This is a genomic window from Symbioplanes lichenis (assembly GCF_030709675.1).
Taxonomy (GTDB): domain Bacteria; phylum Actinomycetota; class Actinomycetes; order Mycobacteriales; family Micromonosporaceae; genus Actinoplanes; species Actinoplanes lichenis.
Genome location: NZ_JAUZQD010000012.1, coordinates 176,394 through 195,515, shown reverse-complemented (window position 1 = coordinate 195,515; position 19,122 = coordinate 176,394). Strand labels below are relative to the sequence as shown.

Sequence of the window (19,122 nt, the reverse complement as noted above, 5' to 3'; positions counted from 1 at the left end):
GGAAAGCAGGGCGCGCGGTCGGAAAGCAGGGCGCGCGGTCAGAGGGTGAGGCGCGCGCCCCGGTGACGGGGGAAGGCGGCGTCCAAGGGGGCCGGCGCTGTCGGGGCAAGGCGACACGCCCAGCTGAGGGGTGAGGTGGGCCGTACGACCGTCCGGCTCACCCGATCGGTCAGGGCCGGGTAGGCGGAGCGGAGAGGGCTGTATTGCTCCTCGGTAACGAGCACAGCGTGTCCCTGGTCTCACTCGTCCGTGGCTGGTTACGGTCATCCCGTACCGAGCACGACGAGCACCGAGCAAGATCAGCACCAGGCAAGCGTGAAGCGTCGCCGAGGCTTTCAGACCGCCGGCGGTGGGTTCGGAACCGACCCGATGGCGGTCGTATATATAACGCACGAAGGTCCGGGCGGGATGGGTCACCATCCCGCTCGTTCTGTGTTCCGGGGTGAAAGACTCGGCCCGTGACGCGCGCAGACCTGGACAAGCAGCCGCACGAGGTCGCCGAGATGTTCGACGGCGTGGCCCAGCGGTACGACCTCACGAACACGGTGCTGAGCTTCGGGCAGGACCGCGGCTGGCGCCGGGCGACCCGGGCGGCGCTCGGTCTGCGGCCGGGGGAGCGCGTGCTCGACGTGGGTGCCGGCACCGGCGTCTCCACCGAGGAGCTGAGCCTGTCGGGCGCCTTCGCGGTCGGCGCCGATCTGTCGACCGGCATGCTGCGGGCGGGCCGGGCCCGGGGTCGTGCCGTGCCGCTGGTGGCCGGGGACGCGCTCAAGCTGCCGTTCGCCGACGACGCCTTCGACGCGGTGACGATCTCCTTCGCCCTGCGCAACGTCGTCGACACCGAGGCCGCGCTGCGGGAGCTGGCCCGTGTGACGCGGCCCGGCGGCCGCTTGGTGGTGTGCGAGTTCAGCAGCCCGGTCAACGCCGCGTTCCGCACGGTTTATTTGTCCTACCTCATGCGCAGCCTGCCCGCCGTCGCGCGCAGTGTGTCGAGCAACCCCGACGCGTACGTCTACCTGGCCGAGTCGATCCGCGCCTGGCCCGATCAGCGCGCCCTGGCCGCGAAGATCGCCGGCTCCGGCCCGTGGAGCCGCGTCGGGTGGCGCAATCTGACCGGCGGCATCGTGGCCCTGCACCGCGCAACCAAGGCATAGCACGCGCGACGAAGGCGAAGCGCGACGAAGGCGAAGCGCGGCCGCGGCGAAGCGCGACGAAGGCGAAGCGCGCGCGACAAAGGCTCCGAACGACCGACCCGAGAAACGAACCGCAACGAGCGACAAGACATGAAACACCCGTTTTGCGCCCGAAAAGGGTGTTAGCTGGATGGTATGACGACTATCGACCTGTTCGTCGATGACTCGGACATCGACGTTCCGATCAACGACCGGGAAGAGGGCGAGCAGCGCGCGCTGCAACTCGCGCACGCCATTCGCGTCGTAGCGGCCAGTGACCCTGAGTACGCACAGAGCCTCGTTGACGAGTTGATCACTGCGCTCGACGTCGCCCTCGAGGGCCGGTTCCGTTCTTACTACGATGCTGCGACCAGGCAAATTGCCAACCGGGGGGCAAACACGGAGAGTGATCTGCTCATTGCGGGCATTTCACCTGCGCGAAACAGTTAGGGTTCCCTAACCGTGATCCGTCTCGATTCCGGTCTTAGACTCCGGACAGGGCGGGCTTGTGAACTGTTTCACTAGCCCCCCGGGTGAGACGGAGGTACGCCGTGAACGGAACCGTCGCCGACGAGGCTGACGTCATCGTGGTGGGTGCGGGTCCCGCTGGATCCGCCGCCGCGTACCACATGGCCCGGCACGGGCTGAGAGTACTGCTGCTCGAAAAGACGGAGTTTCCGCGGGAAAAGGTTTGTGGCGACGGTCTCACCCCGCGCGCCGTGCGGCAGCTGGTCCGGATGGGGATCGACACCTCGGAGAAGGCCGGCTGGATCCACAACAAGGGCCTGCGCGTGATCGGGGGCGGGGTCCGGCTCGAGCTCGACTGGCCCGATCTCGCCAGCTTCCCCAACTACGGTCTCGTCCGCACCCGCCTCGACTTCGATGACATGCTCGCCAAGCGCGCGGTGGAGGCCGGCGCCCTGCTCCGCACCGGGGTCACCGTCACCGGGCCGGTGCTCGACGAGGACGGCCGGGCGATCGGGGTCGAGGCCAAGGCCGGCCCCGCGAAGGAGCCCGTCCAGTATCGCGCGCCCCTGGTGATCGCGGCGGACGGCGTGTCCGGCAAGCTCCCGCTGGCCATGGGGCTCGCGAAGCGCGACGACCGCCCGCTCGGCGTGGCGGTCCGGCGCTACTACCAGGCGCCCGGCTGGCAGGGCGACGACTACCTCGAGTCGTGGCTCGAGCTGCGCAGCGCCCAGGACCCCGAGCGGCTGCTGCCCGGCTACGGCTGGATCTTCGGGCTGGGGGAGGGGCGGGTCAACGTCGGCCTCGGCATCCTCAACTCGTCCAGCGCCTTCGGCAAGACGAACTACCGGTCGCTGCTCACCGACTGGCTCGCCACGACCCCCGAGGACTGGGGGATGCGCGACGAGGCCAACGCCGACGGCCCGATCCTGGGGGCCGCGCTGCCGATGGGCTTCAACCGGGTGCCGCACTACACCCGGGGCATGCTGCTGGTCGGCGACTCGGGCGGCATGGTCAACCCGATGAACGGCGAGGGCATCGCCTATGCCATGGAGTCGGGCGAGCTGGCGGCCGAGGTGGTCGTCCAGGCGCTGGCCCGGACCGCCGGCGCGGACCGCGAACGGGCCCTGCACGCCTATCCGGCCGAGCTCAAGAACCGCTTCGGCGGCTACTACCGGCTCGGCGGCATCTTCGTGAAGTTGATCGGCAACCCGCAGATCATGCGGATCGCCACCAAGCACGGCATGCCGCACCCCGTGCTCATGCGCTTCGTGCTCAAGCTGCTGGCGAATCTGACTGACCAGCGCGACGGCGACGCGATGGACCGTGTGATCAACGGTCTCACCAGAATCGCGCCCGCCGTCTAACAATCGGGCACCCCGGTCATATCACCGCAAAACCGTACAAATAGTGTGAAGGTGCTAACAGTCGAGTAGGAGACGGCATGACGCTCAACCCCTACGTACCGATCGTCGGGCTGCTGATACTCGGCATGCTCTTCGCCCTGTTCTCGGTGTCGGTCGCGCCGATCGTGGGGCCCAAGCGCTTCAACCGGGCCAAGCTCGAGGCTTACGAGTGCGGCATCGAACCGGCCCCGCAACCCGTGGGCGGCGGCCGGTTCCCGGTGAAGTTCTATCTGACCGCGATGCTCTTCATCGTCTTCGACATCGAGACGATCTTCCTCTACCCGTGGGCCGTCAGCTTCGAGGCGCTCGGCCTCTTCGGCTTCGTCGAGATGGTCCTCTTCATCGTCACCGTCTTCATCGCCTACACCTACGTGTGGCGACGCGGCGGCCTCAACTGGGACTGAGTCCAGACTAGCTGGTCTCTGAGGAGAGAGAAGCCGTTATGGGAATCGAGGAGAAACTGCCGAGCGGCATTCTGCTGACCTCGGTGGAGAAGCTCTCGAACTGGGCCCGCAAGTCGTCGTTCTGGGGAGCGACGTTCGGGCTGGCCTGCTGCGCCATCGAGATGATGGCGGCCGGTGGCCCGCACTACGACCTCGGCCGCTGGGGCATGGAGGTCTTCCGGGCGTCGCCGCGGCAGGCCGATCTGATGATCGTCGCCGGCCGGGTGAGCCAGAAGATGGCGCCCGTCGTGCGGCAGATCTACGACCAGATGCCCGAGCCGCGCTCGGTGATCTCGATGGGCGTCTGCGCCTCGTCGGGCGGCATGTTCAACAACTACGCGATCGTGCAGGGCGTCGACCACATCGTCCCGGTCGACATCTACCTGCCCGGCTGCCCGCCGCGCCCCGAGATGCTGATCGACGCGATCCTCAAGATGCGCGAGAAAGTGATGGCCGCTCCGCTGGGGCCGAACGGCCGCAAGATGCTCGAGGCCCGCCGCGAGCGCGGGGACGTCCCCGTGGTGGCGCCGGGTGCGATGCCCTCTTCCTACCGCGTCGACAAGGCACGCCGCGCGGAGTGGACGCAGGCGGTCAAGGAAGGCCGCGAGGAGCAGCTGCGCATCGAGAACTGGATGAAGCTGCAGCCGCACCTGAGGGAGGCCGGCAAATGACGGTGGAAGAGCCGATCGGCGCGCAGCTGGACGCGCCGGCCCAGAACCCGGCCAGCCCCGACAAGGGCATGTTCGGCATCCACGGCACGGGCGACGTGTCGGGCTTCGGCGGTCTGGTGCGCCGGCGTCCCGCGGTCGCCGACAGCCCGCGGCCGTTCGGCGGCTACTTCGACGAGGTCTACGACGCGCTGGAGGAGGCCTACCCCGGCTTCGCCGACGCGATCGAGAAGGTCGTCGTGGACCGCGGCGAGCTGACCCTGCACATCGTGCCGGAGCGGATCGCCGAGGTGGCCCGGATCATGCGCGACGACGAGTCGCTGCGCTTCGAGCTCTGCTCCTCGGTGTCGGGCGTGGACTACCTGGCCACGGACGCGCGCCGGCTGCACGTCGTCTATCAGCTGACATCGATGACGTACCGGCGGCGCGTGCGGCTGGAGGTCGCCGTGGGCGTCGACGGGACGGTCCCGAGCGTGACGAGCGTCTACCCGACCGCCGACTGGCAGGAGCGGGAGGCGTACGACATGTTCGGTGTCGTCTTCGCCGGCCACCCCAACCTCACCCGGATCCTCATGCCGGACGACTGGGAGGGTCACCCGCAGCGCAAGGACTATCCGCTCGGCGGCGTGCCCGTCGAGTACAAAGGCGCGGTCATTCCGCCTCCCGACCAGCGGAGGGTTTACCAGTGACACAGGGATACGCCACCGAGCGAGAGACCACCGAGGGCCGCGTCTTCACGGTCACGGGCGGCGACTGGGACAGCGTCACCGAGGCGATCGACCCGCTGAGCAACGAGAAGATCGTCGTCAACATGGGCCCGCAGCACCCGTCGACGCACGGCGTGCTCCGGCTCGTGCTGGAGCTGGAGGGCGAGACGGTCACCGAGGCCCGTCCGGTCATCGGCTATCTGCACACGGGCATCGAGAAGAACCTCGAGTACCGCAACTGGACGCAGGGCACGACCTTCGTGACCCGCGCCGACTATCTGGCCCCGCTCTTCAACGAGGCCGGTTACTGCCTGGCCGTCGAGAAGCTGCTCGGCATCGAGGACCAGATCACCGAGCGTGCGAACACCATCCGGGTGCTCTTCATGGAGCTGAACCGGATCTCGTCGCACCTGGTCTGGATCGCCACGACCGGCATGGAGCTGGGCGCGATCTCGATGATGCTCTACGGCTTCCGCGAGCGTGAGTACATCCTCGACATCTTCGAGGAGACCTCCGGCCTGCGGATGAACCACGCCTACTTCCGCCCGGGCGGCGTTGCCCAGGACGTGCCGGAGTCGGCGATCAAGAAGATCCGCGACTTCCTGACCTACATGCCCAAGAAGCTCAAGGAGTACGAGAGCCTGCTCTCCGGCCAGATCATCTGGCAGGAGCGCACCCAGGGCATCGCGGTCCTCGACGTGACCGGCTGCCTGTCCCTCGGCATCACCGGGCCCGTGCTGCGTGCGTCCGGTCTCGCGTGGGACCTGCGCAAGACCATGCCGTACTGCGGCTACGAGAACTACGAGTTCGCGGTGCCCACCGCGCAGACCAGTGACGTCTGGGGTCGCTATCTGGTCCGCATGGCGGAAATCCGTGAATCTCTCAAGATCATAGAGCAGGCCCTCGACAAGCTGCGCCCGGGGCCGATCATGATCGCCGACAAAAAGATCGCCTGGCCTGCGCAATTGGCCATCGGTACGGACGGCATGGGCAACTCCCTGGAGCATGTGGCCAAGATCATGGGCCAGTCCATGGAGTCCCTGATCCACCACTTCAAGCTCGTGACCGAGGGCTTCCGGGTGCCGGCCGGTCAGGTCTACGTCGGCATCGAGCACCCGCGGGGCGAGCTCGGCGTCCACGCGGTGTCCGACGGTGGCACGCATCCCTACCGCGTCCACATGCGTGACCCGAGCTTCGTGAACCTCCAGGCCATCCCCGCGATGGCCGAAGGTGCGCTGCTGGCCGACGTCATCGCCGGCGGCGCTTCCCTGGACCCCGTGATGGGTGGGTGTGACCGCTGATGACCGATACCACGGTGGACTTCTCCCCGGCCGCCGCGCCGCTCGCCGCCGAGCTGCTCGAGCCCGCGCTGGAGATCATCGCCCGCTATCCCGCGGGCCGGGAGCGTTCGGCGCTGCTCCCGCTGTTGCACCTGGTGCAGACGCGGGAGGGCTTCGTCAGCCCGGCCGGCGTCGCCTTCTGCGCCGACGTCCTGGGCATCAACAAGGCCCAGGTCGGCGCGGTCGCGACCTTCTACACGATGTACAAGCGCAAGCCGACGGGCGACTACCTCGTCAGCGTGTGCACGAACACCCTGTGCAACGTGATGGGCGGCCAGGAGGTCTACGACGAGCTGGTCGAGCACCTCGGCGTCGGGCATGACGAGACCACGGCCGACGGCAAGATCACGCTGGAGCACGCGGAGTGCCTCGCGGCCTGCGACTACGCGCCGGTCGTGACGGTCAACTACGACTACGCGATCGACCAGGCCACCCCGGCCGGCGCCGTCGAGCTCGCCGAGCAACTGCGGCGTGACGAGCGTCCCGTACTCCCTCGCGGAGCGCGGATCTGCACCCTCAAGGAGATGCAGCACCAGCTCGCCGGCTTCAACGACGAGCGGGAGGGCGCGGTCGCCGACGGCCGGCCCGGGGCGCCGACGCTGCGCGGGGTCACGCTCGCGCAGGAGCACGGGATCGCGGTGGCCGGCTTCAACACCGACACCCCGATCACCACGACCAAGCCGGCCCGCGACGAGGGCGCCAAGGCCGTGCCCGACGGCAAGGTGCAGCGCCCGGCGCCGGAGAAGACCGGCCCACTGGCCAAGGCGGTCACCGCCGTCAAGGCCGCAGTGGGTGCAGTCGCCGAAAAAACCCACAGGGCGGGCGACGTCAAGGACCCGGAATCCCGTACGGCGGAACAGCGCAACGTCGACGCGAAGACGCCGGGTCCGGGCAGCCAGCAGCCGACTCCCCAGCCGGAGAACGCCGCCGAGGCAGCCGGCGTGGCCAAGAACCAGCCCGCCGGCGACGGCAAGCCCGCCGGCGACACCGAGCGCCCCGCATCGGCCCCGGCCGACACCACCAAGAACAGCGGGCAAGGGGAGACGAAGTGACGCAGCCCAGTCGTGAGGTCCTCCAGAAACTGACCCCGGTCCTCACCAAGCGCTGGCTCTCGCCGGACGCCTGGAAGATCGACACCTACGAGCGCCTCGATGGCTACCTCGCCGTCAAGAAGGCGCTCGAGGTTCACCCCGACGACCTCATCCAGCTCATCAAGGACTCGGGCCTGCGCGGCCGCGGCGGCGCCGGCTTCCCGACCGGTCTCAAGTGGGGCTTCATCCCGCAGGGCGACGGCAAGCCGCACTACCTGGTCATCAACGCCGACGAGGGCGAGCCGGGCACCTGCAAGGACCTGCCGCTGATGACCTGGGACCCGCACTCGCTGGTGGAGGGCGCGATCATCGCCGCGTACGCCATCCGCGCCGCCCGGGCCTACATCTACATCCGCGGCGAGGCCGTCCACGCCGCTCGCCGCCTCCGCAACGCCGTCAAGGAGGCGTACGCGAAGGGCTACCTGGGCGAGAACATCCTCGGCTCCGGGTTCGACCTGGACCTGGTCGTGCACTCCGGCGCCGGGGCGTACATCTGCGGCGAGGAGACGGCGCTGCTCGACTCGCTCGAGGGCTTCCGCGGCCAGCCCCGCCTGCGGCCACCGTTCCCCGCGGTCGCCGGCCTCTACGCGAGCCCGACGGTCGTCAACAACGTCGGCACGATCGCCAGCGTGCCGTACATCGTGCTCGGCGGCGCCGACTGGTGGAAGAGCATGGGCACGGAGAAGTCGTCCGGCCCGATGATCTACTCGCTGTCCGGCCGCGTGGCCAACCCCGGCCAGTACGAGTGCGGCCTCGGCATCACGCTGCGGGAGCTGCTCGAGCTCGCGGGCGGCATGAAGCCCGGCCACACGCTGAAGTTCTGGACGCCGGGCGGCTCGTCGACGCCGCTGCTGACCGCCGAGCACATCGACACCCCGATGGACTTCGAGGGCGTGGCGGCGGCCGGCTCGATCCTCGGCACGACGGCGATGCAGATCTTCAGCGATCAGGACTGCCCGGTGTACGCGACCTGGCGCTGGCTGGAGTTCTATCACCACGAGTCGTGCGGCAAGTGCACCCCGTGCCGCGAGGGCAACTACTGGATGGTGCGCACCTACCGGCGGATCCTCTCCGGCGAGGGCACCTACCAGGACCTGGACACCCTGCAGGACACCGCGGACAACATCTTCGGCCGCGCGTTCTGCGGTCTCGGCGACGGCGCGGCCACCCCGGTCGTGTCGACGCTCAAGTGGTTCCGGCAGGACTACCTGGACTACATCGAGGGTCGGACGGCTCCCCGGCTGTCCGCGAAGACCCTGGTGGGAGCGCACTGATGACCGACGTAGCCAAGAAGACCGACCAGGTCACCCTCACCATCGACGGCATCGAGGTCCAAGCCGCGAAGGGCGAGCTGGTGATCCGCGTCGCCGAGCGGATGGGCATCGCCATCCCGCGGTTCTGCGACCACCCGCTGCTCGCCCCGGCGGGCGCCTGCCGCCAGTGCCTGGTCGAGGTGGAGGGCCAGCGCAAGCCGGTCGCCTCCTGCACCCAGACCGTCGCCGAGGGCATGGTGGTCAAGACGCAGCTCAGCTCGCCGGTGGCCGCGAAGGCCCAGGGCGGCATCATGGAGCTGCTGCTGGCCAACCACCCGCTCGACTGCCCGACCTGTGACAAGGGCGGCGAGTGCCCCCTGCAGAACCAGGCGATGAGCAGCGGCCGGGTCGACTCGCGCTTCCACGAGAAGAAGCGCGAGTACGAGAAGCCGATCCACATCTCCAGCCAGGTGCTGCTGGACCGCGAGCGGTGCATTCTCTGCCAGCGCTGCACGCGGTTCTCCGAGGAGATCGCGGGCGACAAGTTCATCGATCTGATGGACCGCTCGTCCGGCGAGCAGATCAACGTCTACAGGGACGACTTCTTCGGGGGTACGGGCACCGGGGACGGCCAGGTCGGCGAGGGCGACGGCGACGTGGCCTTCAACTCGTACTTCTCCGGCAACACGATCCAGATCTGTCCCGTCGGGGCACTCACGGGCGAGCAGTACAGGTTCCGCGCCCGCCCCTTCGACCTCGTCTCCACTCCCACGACCTGCGAGCACTGCTCGGCCGGCTGCTCGATGCGGGCCGACCACCGGCGCGGCAAGGTGCTGCGCCGCCTGGCCGGGGACGACGCCGCGGTCAACGAGGAGTGGAACTGTGACAAGGGCCGGTGGGGCTTCCGCTACGCCACCGGCTACGACCGCATCACGACGCCGCTCGTACGCGATGCCCGTACCGGGGAATTGCGCGAAGCGTCCTGGTCGGAGGCTCTGCTCGCGGCGGCCGAGGGGCTCGCGGCGGCGAAGGAGCGCGGTGTCGGCGTGCTCACCGGTGGCCGCCTGACGGTCGAGGACGCGTACGCGTACGCGAAGTTCGCCCGCACGGTCCTCGGCACGAACGACATCGACTTCCGCGCCCGCCCGCTGTCCACCGAGGAGGCCGACTTCCTGGCCGCCACGGTCGCCGGGGTCAGCGACGTCACGTACGACGACGTGGAGAACGCGCCCTCGGCCGTGGTCGTCGGGCTGGAGCCGGAGGAGGAGTGCCCGATCCTCTTCCTGCGCCTGCGCAAGGGCTCGCGGAAGAACAAGCTGAAGGTGACGGCCGTGGCGCCGTTCCTGAGCCGGGGCTTCGAGAAGCTCGGCGCGACGGTGGTCACGGCGGTGCCCGGCGACGAGGCGCGGCTGCTCAACACCGACGCCACGGTCGCGGCCGCGCTCGCCACGCCGGGTGCGCTGTTGATCGTGGGCGAGCGGCTGGCGAGTGTGCCGGGCGGGCTTTCCGCGGCGGCGGCGCTGGCCGCGCGTACGGGTGCCCGCCTCGCCTGGGTCCCGCGGCGCGCGGGTGACCGAGGCGCCGTGGACGCGGGCTGCCTGCCCAACCTGCTGCCCGGTGGCCGCCTGGTCGCCGACGAGGCGGCCCGGGCCGAGATCGCGCGCGCCTGGGACGTCGACGTGACCGCCCTGCCCACCGCGGCCGGCCGGGACACCGACGCGATCATCGCGGCGGCGGCCGACGGCTCGCTCGGTGGCCTGCTGGTCGCCGGCGTCGACCCGGCCGACCTGGCCGACGTGCGGCTGGCCGAGCAGGCCCTGGACGCGGTGCCCTTCCTGGTCAGCGTCGAGCTGCGGCAGAGCGCCGTGACCCGGCGGGCCGACGTGGTGCTGCCGATCGCGCCGGCGGCCGAGAAGTCCGGGACGTTCATGGACTGGGAGGGCCGGCTGCGGACCTTCGGGACCGTGCTGCCGACCGGGGCGATGACCGACGGCCGGGTGCTCGAGGCGATCGCCGCCCTGCTGGACGTGACGCTCGGCACCGGCGACGTCGACGCGGTGCGCCGGGAGCTCGGTGTCATGCCGGCCAGCCAGTCGGCCCGGCCTGCCGCGCCGACCGTCACCGCCAAGGACCTGCCGAAGCCCGATAAGGACGAGGCTGTGCTCTCCACCTGGCACCACCTGATCGACCTCGGTTCGCTGCTCGACGGCGACGAGGTGCTGGCCGGGACCGCCCGGCCGCCGCTGGTGCGGATCGGCAAGGCCCTCGCGGAGTCGCTCGGCGTGGCCGATGGCGACGCGGTGACCGTCGGCACCGACCGCGGCGCGATCACGCTGCCGGTGGCGATCACCGACCTGCCCCCGCAGGTGGTGTGGCTGCCCACGAACTCGCCGGGCGCGACGACTCGCCGCAGCCTGGGCGTCACCTCGGGCGCGGTGGTCCGGCTGACCGCCGGTAAGCCGGGCCCGATCCTCGCACAAGGGGCCGACCGATGAAGATCCTCGCCGCGGCGCAGGACCCGACGCTGCAGACGTTCGAGAACGATCCCTGGTGGATCTCGCTCATCAAGCTCTTCGGCGTCTTCGTCATCCTGCTGCTGCTGACCCTGTTCACCATCAACTACGAGCGCAAGGTCGTGGCCCGGATGGCGGTCCGGCCGGGCCCCAACCAGGTCGGACCCAAGGGTTGGTTGCAGAGCCTGACCGACGGCCTCAAGCTGCCGTTCAAGGAAGAGATCATCCCGAAGACCGCGGACAAGGTGGTCTACTTCATCGCCCCGGTGATCTCGGCGACCTGCGCGTTCACCGCCTTCTCGGTGATCCCGTTCGGGCCGGTGGTGTCAATCTTCGGGCACCACACGGCGCTGCAGCTCACCGACGTTCCGGTGTCGGTGCTGGTGCTGCTCGCGTGCTCGTCGATGAGCGTCTACGGCGTGGTGCTCGCGGGCTGGGCGTCCGGGTCGACCTACCCGCTGCTCGGCGGTCTGCGGTCGAGCGCGCAGATGATCTCGTACGAGGTCGCCATGGGCCTGTCCATCGTGGCGGTCTTCATGACCGCGGGCACGATGAGCACCTCGCAGATCGTCAAGGCGCAGGCAGGCAACGGCACGGCGTCCTTCGACATCCTCGGCTGGAACCCCACGGCCCCCAGCTGGTACGCGATCATGCTCGCGCCCAGCTTCATCATCTACTGCATCGCGGCCGTCGGTGAGACCAACCGGGCCCCGTTCGACCTGCCCGAGGCGGAGTCGGAGCTGGTCGGCGGCTTCCACACCGAGTACTCGTCGTTCAAGTTCGCGCTGTTCTTCCTGGCCGAGTACATCAACATGATCACCGTCTCGGCCTTCGCGACGACGCTCTTCCTCGGCGGCTGGCGAGCCCCGGCGCCGATCACGAGCTTCTGGGAGGGCGCGAACTCCGGCTGGTGGCCGCTGGTCTGGTGGCTGGCCAAGGTGCTGATCCTGCTCTTCGGCTTCATCTGGCTGCGGGCGACTCTGCCGCGCATGCGCTACGACCAGTTCATGCGGTTCGGCTGGAAGATCCTCATCCCGATCAACCTGGTCTGGATCCTCTTCCTGGCCGGCGTCCGGGTCACCAACGACCGGGTCGACGGCGGCGCCCGCTACCTGGTCTACATCGCGGCGGCCGTGGTGGTGCTGGTCATCGCCTGGCTGTGGCCGGCGAGCCGCAAGGAACGCGAGTACTCGCTGGAGGAGCAGCTGGCGGCCCGGCCCCCGGGCAGCTTCCCGGTCCCGCCGATGGACCTGCAGGTGCCCCCGAGCCCCCGGGCCCGGCGCGCGGTCGCCGAGCGGCAGCCCGCCACTGTCGGCGGCACGGAACCCGAGCAAGAGAAGGAGGTGTGACGTGGGCACCTTCACCGGCTCCTTCAAGGGTTTCGGCGTGACCTTCGCGCACATGTTCCGCAAGGTCATCACCACCGACTACCCGTTCTCCCCGCCCACGCCGGCGCCGCGCTACCACGGGCGGCACATCCTCAACCGGCACCCGGACGGGCTGGAGAAGTGCATCGGCTGCGAGCTGTGCGCCTGGGCCTGCCCGGCCGACGCGATCTACGTCGAGGGCGGCGACAACACCGACGAGCAGCGCTTCTCGCCGGGCGAGCGGTACGCCAGCATCTACCAGATCAACTACGCCCGCTGCATCTTCTGCGGGCTGTGCATCGAGGCCTGCCCGACCCGCTCGCTGACCATGAGCAACGAGTACGAGCTGGCCCGCGACAACCGGCAGGACCTCATCTTCACGAAGAAGGAGCTCCTGGCGCCGCTGCTGCCCGGCATGGAGCAGCCGCCGCACCCGATGCGCCTGGGCGAGACCGACAAGGACTACTACGTCGGGGCGCTGCAGAACCCGGGCACGTCGGCCGGCGCCGAGCGGGCGCCGTGGTCCGAGACCGGGACGACCGACGCGGCCGGCGAGATGACGCCGGGTCAGCGGACGGAGGCCGCGCGATGACCGGCGACGTCGTCCTGCTCGCCGCCGACGCCGCGGCGAAGGTGTCCACGGGGGAGGCCTGGGCGTTCTGGATCCTCGGGACGCTGGCCGTGATCGGCGGCCTCGGCATGGTGCTCGCGCGCAACGCGGTGCACTCGGCCCTCTGGCTCGTCGTCACGATGCTCTGCCTGGGCTTCCTCTATGTGGTCAACGCGGCGCCCTTCCTCGGCGCGGTGCAGATCATCGTCTACACCGGCGCGATCATGATGCTGTTCCTCTTCGTGCTCATGCTGGTCGGCCGGGACGCCTCGGACTCCCTGATCGAGACGCTGCGCAACCAGCGCGTCGCCGCGATCCTGCTGGGCGTCGCCTTCGGCGTGCTGCTGGCCACCGGCCTGGCCCGCTCGCTCGGGGACACCGCGGTCGCCGGGCTGGCCGACGCCAACGCCGGCGGCAACGTGCAGGGCATCGCCCGGCTGCTGTTCACCAAGTACGTCTTCGCCTTCGAGGTGACCTCCGCGCTGCTCATCACCGCGGCGGTCGGGGCCATGGTGCTCGCCCACGTCGAGCGGGCCAAGGGCGAGAAGGTGGACCAGCCGACCCGGATGCGCGACCGCTTCCGGCCCGGCAACTACCCCGGGGCCAAGGCGGGCCCGGGCGTCTACGCGAACACCATGTCGGTCGCCGCGCCCGGCAAGCTGCCCGACGGCAGCGAGTCCGAGCGGACGCTGTCGCCGATCCTGCCCCGGCGTGAGCTGACGCCCACCGAGGCCGCACCGAAGAGGACAGAGAAGTGACACCTGACTACTACCTCGTACTCGCGGCCATCCTCTTCACCATCGGCGCCGCCGGCGTGCTGGTGCGCCGCAACGCGATCGTGCTGTTCATGTGCATCGAGCTGATGCTGAACGCGGCCAACCTCGCGCTGGTCACCTTCAGCCGGATCAACGGCACGCTGGACGGCCAGATCATCTCGTTCTTCGTGATGGTCGTCGCGGCGGCGGAGGTCGTCGTCGGGCTCGCGATCATCATGTCGATCTTCCGCACGCGGCGCTCGGCGAGCGTCGACGACGCCAACCTCCTCAAGTACTAAAGGGGCTCCTCACGTGGAACAAGTGGAGTATGCCCAGGCCACGGGGCTTCTGAGTAGTTTGTGGTTGCTGGTCGCCATTCCGCTGGCGAGTGCGGCGGTGCTGTTGCTGCTCGGCAAGCGGGCCGACAAATGGGGACATTGGCTCGGCGTGCTCGCCGTGGCCGTACCTTTCGTCCTCGGTCTGGCGATGTTCATCAGCCTCGCCGGGCTCGACGAGGAGGCCCGCTCCGCGCAGCAGAGCCTCTGGGACTTCATGGTCGTCGGCCAGCTGCACGTGGACTTCGGGCTGCTGTTCGACCCGCTCTCCGGCGTCTTCGTCCTGCTGATCACCGGCGTCGGCTCATTGATCCACCTGTACGCGGTGGGCTACATGGCGCACGACGAGGGGCGCCGCAAGTTCTTCGCCTACTTCAACCTGTTCGTCGCGGCCATGCTCCTGCTGGTCCTCGGCAACAACTACGTGATGCTCTACTTCGGCTGGGAGGGCGTGGGCGTCGCGTCGTACCTGCTGATCTCCTTCTGGTACACCCGGCCGTCGGCCGCCACGGCGGGCAAGAAGGCGTTCCTGATGAACCGGGTCGGCGACGCCGGCCTGGCCGTCGGCATCTTCCTGATGTTCACGACGCTCGGCACCACGCAGTACGACGCGGTGTTCAGCGGGGTCGGCGCGCTCTCGGGCACGACGATCCTGATCATGGGCATCCTGCTGCTGCTCGGCGCCGCGGGTAAGTCCGGTCAGTTCCCGCTGCACGCCTGGCTCCCCGACGCCATGGAGGGACCGACCCCGGTGTCGGCGCTCATCCACGCGGCGACGATGGTCACCGCCGGCGTCTACCTGATCGCCCGCTCCAACCCGATCTTCTCGGCGAATCTGACGCTGCAGACGATCGTGGTCAGCGTCGGCGCGCTCACTCTGCTGCTCGGCTGCATCATCGGCGCGGCCAAGGACGACATCAAGCGCGTCCTGGCGTGGTCGACGGTCAGCCAGATCGGCTACATGTTCCTCGGCGTCGGGCTCGGCGGCGGGGCGTACGCGCTGGCGATCATCCACCTGCTCGCGCACGGCTTCTTCAAGGCCAACATGTTCCTCGGCGCCGGCTCGGTCATGCACGGCATGCACGACCAGGTCGACATCCGGCGCTTCGGTGGCCTGCGCAAGTACATGAAGTGGACCTGGCTCACCTTCATGATGGGCTGGCTCGCGATCATCGGCATCCCGCCGCTGTCCGGCTACTTCTCGAAGGAGCCGATCATCGCGGCGGCGTTCGAGCGGGAGGGCTGGACGGCGTGGCTGTTCGGCCTGGCCGCGCTGCTGGGCGCCGGGCTCACCGCCTTCTACATGACCCGGCTGTTCGTGCTGACGTTCCACGGCCCCGCGCGGTGGACCGACGACATCCACGAGCCGCACGAGTCGCCGTACATCATGACCGTGCCGTTGATGCTCCTGGCGCTCGGCTCGATCGTGGCCGGTGGCCTGATGGCCTCGCCGGTGGCGCACTGGCTCGAGCCGGTCCTCGGACCGGAGGCCGAGGATCTGCACGCGGTGATCCCGCACTGGCTGATCACGGTGCTGTCGCTGGTGATCACGGTGCTGGGGGCCGGCCTGGCCTGGGCGATGTTCCGCCGGGGCACGGCCACCGCGCCGCAGCCGGCCGGGGTCGTGGTGACCGCGGCCCGCAAGAACCTCTACACCGACGCGATCAACGAGGCGGTGTTCGAGCGGCCCGGCATCTACCTGACCCGCGCGCTCGTCTACCTCGACAACAAGGGCATCGACGGAATCGTCAACGGGCTCGCGGCCGGGGTGGGCGGCGGCTCCGGACGGATCCGGCGGCTGCAGACCGGGTTCGTCCGCTCGTACGCGTTGTCCATGCTCACCGGGGCTGTGCTGGTCGTCGGCGCCTTCCTCGCGATCCAACTGGGGTGGTTGGCGTCATGAGTGACTTCCCGTTCCTGTCCATCCTGACGCTGTTGCCGCTGGTGGGCGCCGTGGTCGTGGCGTTCCTCCCGCGGACGCGGCCCGGCCCGGCCAAGTACGTCGCCCTGGGCTTCTCGCTGGCGGTGCTGGTGCTCAGCATCGTCATGTGGATCGCCTTCCAAGTCGACGGCGAGCGCTTCCAGTTCCGCGAGTCCTACCAGTGGATCCCCACCTGGGACGCGCGCTTCACGTTCGCCGCCGACGGCATCGCGCTCGTCATGCTGGTGCTCATCGCGATCCTCATCCCGGTGGTGCTGCTCGCCTCCTGGAACGACGTCGACGAGTCCCAGCGCTCGGTGCCCGCGTACTTCGCGCTGCTGCTCGTCCTCGAGAGCACGATGATCGGCGTCTTCGCAGCCGCCGACGTGTTCCTGTTCTACGTGTTCTTCGAGGTCATGCTCGTGCCGATGTACTTCCTCATCGGCTCGTTCGGCGGGCCCCGCCGGCAGTACGCGGCGGTCAAGTTCTTCCTCTACTCGCTGGTCGGCGGCCTCTTCATGCTGGCCGCGGTCATCGGCCTGTGGGTGGTCGGCGGGCACACCTTCGACTGGCAGGCGCTGGTCCAGGCGTCCGGCTCGTTCGAGACGGACACGGCCCGGTGGCTGTTCCTCGGCTTCTTCGTCGCGTTCGCGATCAAGGCGCCGTTCTTCCCGTTCCACACCTGGCTGCCCGACGCCGGTGCCGCCGCCCCGGTCGGTGCATCCGCGCTGCTGGTCGGCGTCCTGGACAAGGTGGGCACGTTCGGCATCCTGCGCTACTGCCTGCCGATGTTCCCGGAGGCCTCCCGCTGGTTCGCGCCGGCCGCGCTGATCCTCGGCGTCATCGGCATCCTGTACGCGGCCCTGCTCGCCGTCGGTCAGAACGACCTCAAGCGGCTGGTGTCCTACACGTCGATCGCGCACTTCGGCTTCATCGGCATCGGCATCTTCGCCTTCACCACCCAGGCGGGGACCGGCTCGGTGCTCTACATGGTCAACCACGGGCTCGCCACCGGCCTGCTGTTCCTGGTCGTGGGCATGTTCGTGGCGCGCCGGGGCTCGGCCCTGGTCAGTGACTTCGGGGGCGCCGGGAAGCTGGTGCCCGTACTCGCCGGTCTGTTGTTCTTCGCCGGCCTGGCCTCGCTGGCGCTGCCCGGCACCGCGCCCTTCGTCAGCGAGTTCCTGGTGCTCATCGGCACCTTCAGCACGCACAAGGCGTACGCGGTCATCGCCACCGCGGGCATCATCCTCGCCGCCGCGTACGTGCTGTGGATGGTCCAGCGGACCACGCAGGGCACCCTCAATCCGGCCCTCGCCGAGGCGCCGGAGATGCGGAAGGACATCACGCTGCGCGAGAAGATCGTCGTCGCGCCGCTGGTGCTCCTCCTGCTGATCCTCGGCTTCTATCCGAAGCCGGTCACGGATGTGATCAACCCGGCGGTCGAGGCGACCATGCAGGACGTCGGGACGACCGACCCGGCCCCGACGGCGGTCGCGAACGGAAGGGTGGCGCGGTAGCCATGGGAGACCTCAAACTGCCCGACATCGACTACGGCGCGCTGGCGCCCATGTTGATCCTCTTCGGGGCGGCCTGCCTGGGCGTCCTCGTCGAGGCGGTCGTGCCCCGGGCCCGGCGCCACGGCGTGCAGCTCGGGCTGGCCCTGCTGTCCCTGGTCGCCGCGCTCGTCGTGGTGATCCTCGAGCGCAACACCCGGATCGTCACCATCGGCGGCGCGGTCGCCATCGACGGTCCGTCGATCTTCCTGCAGGGCTCGATCCTGCTGCTCGGCATCGTCTCGCTGCTGCTCATCGGCGAGCGCTCGATCGAGGCCGGCGGCGCCTTCGTCTCCCAGGCCGCCATCACCGTGGGCTCCCAGAAGGACCTGCGGCAGGCGGGCAGCTCGGGCGGGGCGACCGAGGTCTACCCGCTGACCCTCTTCTCGCTCGGCGGCATGCTGCTCTTCGTCGCGGCGAACGACCTGCTCACCATGTTCGTCGCGCTCGAGGTGCTCTCGCTGCCGCTCTACCTGCTGTGCGCGCTGGCCCGGCGCCGGCGCCTGCTGAGCCAGGAAGCGGCGCTCAAGTACTTCCTGCTCGGGTCGTACGCGTCCGCGTTCTTCCTCTTCGGTGTGGCGCTGCTCTACGGCTACAGCGGCGGGGTCGACCTCGCGTCCATCCACGCCGCGGTCGCCGACCCGGCGCGCAGCGAGGTGCTGCTCTTCGGCGGGCTCGCCCTGGTCGCCATCGGCCTGCTCTTCAAGAGCGCGGCGGCGCCCTTCCACGTGTGGACGCCGGACGTCTATCAGGGCGCGCCGACCCCGGTGACGGCCCTCATGGCCGCCTGTACGAAGGTCGCGGCGTTCGGCGCCCTGCTGCGGGTGCTCTACGTGGCCTTCGACGGGGTGCGCTGGGACTTCCAGCCGGTCCTCGGTGCGGTTGCCGTGCTCACCATGCTCGTCGGCGCCATCCTGGCGGTGACGCAGACGGACATGAAGCGGCTGCTGGCGTACTCGTCGATCGCGAACGCGGGTTACCTGCTGGTGGGCGTGCTGGCGCTCAACAAGGAGGGGCTGTCCGGGACCATGTTCTATCTGGTCGCGTACGGCTTCTCGGTGCTGGCGGCCTTCGGCATCGTGAGCCTGGTCCGCGACGCCGAGGGGGAGGCGACGCACCTGTCCCGCTGGGCCGGTCTGGGGCGCAAGAGCCCGGTGCTCGCCGGTCTCTTCTCGTTCCTGCTGCTGGCCTTCGCCGGCATCCCGCTGACCAGTGGCTTCACGGCCAAGTTCGCGGTCTTCGGGGCGGCGGTCGACGGCGGGCAGACGTGGCTCGTCATCGTGGGCGTCATCACGAGCATGCTGCTGGCGTTCCCGTACCTGCGGGTGGTCGTGCTGATGTGGCTCTCGGAGCCGGGCGAGACGACGCCGGCCGTGTCGGTGCCGGGGTTCCTGACCTCGGCGGCGCTGGCGATCGGGGTGATCGCGACGTTCGCGCTGGGCGTGGTCCCGGCGCCGCTGCTCGACCTCACCAACGACGCGGCGAACTTCGTCCGGTAGCCGTCTGCACCGGCTTCACTGGGC

Annotated in this window: 17 protein-coding genes; all 17 read left to right on the top strand. The window is 69.4% G+C overall.

Going from position 1 to position 19,122, the window contains the following annotated elements; genetic code table 11:
- Nucleotides 1-458: 458 nt before the first annotated feature.
- A complete protein-coding gene (locus RAN62_RS27930; protein ID WP_305787750.1) occupies nucleotides 459-1,154 on the top strand; it encodes a demethylmenaquinone methyltransferase in 696 nt (231 codons plus the stop codon).
- Nucleotides 1,155-1,328: 174 nt separating this feature from the next.
- A complete protein-coding gene (locus tag RAN62_RS27925; protein WP_305787749.1) occupies nucleotides 1,329-1,622 on the top strand; it encodes a hypothetical protein in 294 nt (97 codons plus the stop codon).
- A gap of 101 nt (nucleotides 1,623-1,723) precedes the next feature.
- A complete protein-coding gene (locus RAN62_RS27920; protein ID WP_305787748.1) occupies nucleotides 1,724-3,004 on the top strand; it encodes a geranylgeranyl reductase family protein in 1,281 nt (426 codons plus the stop codon).
- 77 nt (nucleotides 3,005-3,081) lie between these two features.
- Nucleotides 3,082-3,447 (top strand): NADH-quinone oxidoreductase subunit A, encoded by a 366-nt coding sequence (locus RAN62_RS27915; RefSeq protein WP_305787747.1) that lies wholly within the window; start codon nucleotides 3,082-3,084, stop codon nucleotides 3,445-3,447.
- A gap of 38 nt (nucleotides 3,448-3,485) precedes the next feature.
- A complete protein-coding gene (locus RAN62_RS27910) occupies nucleotides 3,486-4,157 on the top strand; it encodes a NuoB/complex I 20 kDa subunit family protein (RefSeq protein WP_305787746.1) in 672 nt (223 codons plus the stop codon).
- Nucleotides 4,154-4,843: an NADH-quinone oxidoreductase subunit C gene (locus RAN62_RS27905; protein WP_305787745.1), complete on the top strand. Its 690-nt coding sequence runs from the start codon at nucleotides 4,154-4,156 to the stop codon at nucleotides 4,841-4,843. Before RAN62_RS27910 ends, RAN62_RS27905 begins: the two co-directional genes overlap by 4 nt.
- Entirely contained in the window at nucleotides 4,840-6,162 is a 1,323-nt protein-coding gene (locus tag RAN62_RS27900; protein ID WP_305787744.1) for an NADH-quinone oxidoreductase subunit D, read from the top strand. The genes RAN62_RS27905 and RAN62_RS27900 overlap by 4 nt, the downstream gene beginning before the upstream one ends.
- A complete protein-coding gene (gene nuoE / locus RAN62_RS27895) occupies nucleotides 6,162-7,253 on the top strand; it encodes an NADH-quinone oxidoreductase subunit NuoE (protein ID WP_305787743.1) in 1,092 nt (363 codons plus the stop codon). Before RAN62_RS27900 ends, nuoE begins: the two co-directional genes overlap by 1 nt.
- Entirely contained in the window at nucleotides 7,250-8,566 is a 1,317-nt protein-coding gene (gene nuoF / locus RAN62_RS27890) for an NADH-quinone oxidoreductase subunit NuoF (RefSeq protein ID WP_305787742.1), read from the top strand. Before nuoE ends, nuoF begins: the two co-directional genes overlap by 4 nt.
- Nucleotides 8,566-11,040: an NADH-quinone oxidoreductase subunit G gene (locus RAN62_RS27885; protein ID WP_305787741.1), complete on the top strand. Its 2,475-nt coding sequence runs from the start codon at nucleotides 8,566-8,568 to the stop codon at nucleotides 11,038-11,040. The genes nuoF and RAN62_RS27885 overlap by 1 nt, the downstream gene beginning before the upstream one ends.
- Entirely contained in the window at nucleotides 11,037-12,407 is a 1,371-nt protein-coding gene (nuoH, locus tag RAN62_RS27880) for an NADH-quinone oxidoreductase subunit NuoH (protein WP_438874561.1), read from the top strand. Before RAN62_RS27885 ends, nuoH begins: the two co-directional genes overlap by 4 nt.
- Nucleotide 12,408: 1 nt before the next feature.
- Complete coding sequence (nuoI, locus tag RAN62_RS27875) at nucleotides 12,409-13,017, top strand: NADH-quinone oxidoreductase subunit NuoI (protein WP_305787740.1); 609 nt, start codon at nucleotides 12,409-12,411, stop codon at nucleotides 13,015-13,017.
- Nucleotides 13,014-13,793: an NADH-quinone oxidoreductase subunit J gene (locus tag RAN62_RS27870; RefSeq protein WP_305787739.1), complete on the top strand. Its 780-nt coding sequence runs from the start codon at nucleotides 13,014-13,016 to the stop codon at nucleotides 13,791-13,793. Before nuoI ends, RAN62_RS27870 begins: the two co-directional genes overlap by 4 nt.
- Nucleotides 13,790-14,089, top strand: coding sequence for an NADH-quinone oxidoreductase subunit NuoK (nuoK, locus tag RAN62_RS27865; protein WP_023357573.1), 300 nt, complete (start codon nucleotides 13,790-13,792; stop codon nucleotides 14,087-14,089). Before RAN62_RS27870 ends, nuoK begins: the two co-directional genes overlap by 4 nt.
- Nucleotides 14,090-14,102: 13 nt before the next feature.
- A complete protein-coding gene (nuoL, locus tag RAN62_RS27860) occupies nucleotides 14,103-16,028 on the top strand; it encodes an NADH-quinone oxidoreductase subunit L (protein WP_305787738.1) in 1,926 nt (641 codons plus the stop codon).
- A complete protein-coding gene (locus RAN62_RS27855) occupies nucleotides 16,025-17,563 on the top strand; it encodes an NADH-quinone oxidoreductase subunit M (protein WP_305787737.1) in 1,539 nt (512 codons plus the stop codon). Before nuoL ends, RAN62_RS27855 begins: the two co-directional genes overlap by 4 nt.
- A gap of 2 nt (nucleotides 17,564-17,565) precedes the next feature.
- Nucleotides 17,566-19,098 (top strand): NADH-quinone oxidoreductase subunit NuoN, encoded by a 1,533-nt coding sequence (nuoN, locus tag RAN62_RS27850; protein ID WP_305787736.1) that lies wholly within the window; start codon nucleotides 17,566-17,568, stop codon nucleotides 19,096-19,098.
- Nucleotides 19,099-19,122: the final 24 nt, after the last annotated feature.

Excerpts from the sequence above, each read along its gene's own strand:
- RAN62_RS27925 (WP_305787749.1), top strand. The coding sequence starts at position 1,329 with ATGACGACTATCGACCTGTTCGTCGATGACTCGGACATCGACGTTCCG.
- RAN62_RS27915 (WP_305787747.1), top strand. The coding sequence starts at position 3,082 with ATGACGCTCAACCCCTACGTACCGATCGTCGGGCTGCTGATACTCGGC.
- RAN62_RS27910 (WP_305787746.1), top strand. The coding sequence starts at position 3,486 with ATGGGAATCGAGGAGAAACTGCCGAGCGGCATTCTGCTGACCTCGGTG.
- RAN62_RS27905 (WP_305787745.1), top strand. The coding sequence starts at position 4,154 with ATGACGGTGGAAGAGCCGATCGGCGCGCAGCTGGACGCGCCGGCCCAG.
- nuoE (WP_305787743.1), top strand. The coding sequence starts at position 6,162 with ATGACCGATACCACGGTGGACTTCTCCCCGGCCGCCGCGCCGCTCGCC.
- RAN62_RS27885 (WP_305787741.1), top strand. The coding sequence starts at position 8,566 with ATGACCGACGTAGCCAAGAAGACCGACCAGGTCACCCTCACCATCGAC.
- nuoH (WP_438874561.1), top strand. The coding sequence starts at position 11,037 with ATGAAGATCCTCGCCGCGGCGCAGGACCCGACGCTGCAGACGTTCGAG.
- RAN62_RS27870 (WP_305787739.1), top strand. The coding sequence starts at position 13,014 with ATGACCGGCGACGTCGTCCTGCTCGCCGCCGACGCCGCGGCGAAGGTG.
- RAN62_RS27855 (WP_305787737.1), top strand. The coding sequence starts at position 16,025 with ATGAGTGACTTCCCGTTCCTGTCCATCCTGACGCTGTTGCCGCTGGTG.
- nuoN (WP_305787736.1), top strand. The coding sequence starts at position 17,566 with ATGGGAGACCTCAAACTGCCCGACATCGACTACGGCGCGCTGGCGCCC.